This is a genomic window from Chryseobacterium sp. MMO-72, assembly GCF_037146035.1.
Taxonomy (GTDB): domain Bacteria; phylum Bacteroidota; class Bacteroidia; order Flavobacteriales; family Weeksellaceae; genus Chryseobacterium; species Chryseobacterium indicum.
Genome location: NZ_JBBCWG010000037.1, coordinates 1 through 366, shown reverse-complemented (window position 1 = coordinate 366; position 366 = coordinate 1). Strand labels below are relative to the sequence as shown.

Annotated in this window: 1 rRNA gene; it reads left to right on the top strand. The window is 40.7% G+C overall.

Annotation, left to right across the window (positions count from 1 at the left end):
- Nucleotides 1-102, top strand: a 16S ribosomal RNA gene (locus WFH39_RS21165); the annotation flags it as partial.
- Nucleotides 103-366: the final 264 nt, after the last annotated feature.

Sequence of the window (366 nt, the reverse complement as noted above, 5' to 3'; positions counted from 1 at the left end):
AGTCGGTGACCGTAACAGGAGCTGCCTAGGGTAAAACAGGTAACTAGGGCTAAGTCGTAACAAGGTAGCCGTACCGGAAGGTGCGGCTGGAACATCTCATTTTAGAGCGTCTTAAAGACGAAAAACAAAATTAGTACGCAAGTACACAGTACTTACTTAAAGTAAAGCTTTAGTTTTTTATTTGGTTGATATATCATAATACACACCCACTAGAAATTAGTAAAAGGGAAAGAGATTGAGAAATGAAGAATGGGAAAAAGTATATTACTTATAACTCATCACCCATTACTCATACAAAGTCTCGTAGCTCAGCTGGTTAGAGCGCTACACTGATAATGTAGAGGTCGGCAGTTCGAGCCTGCCCGA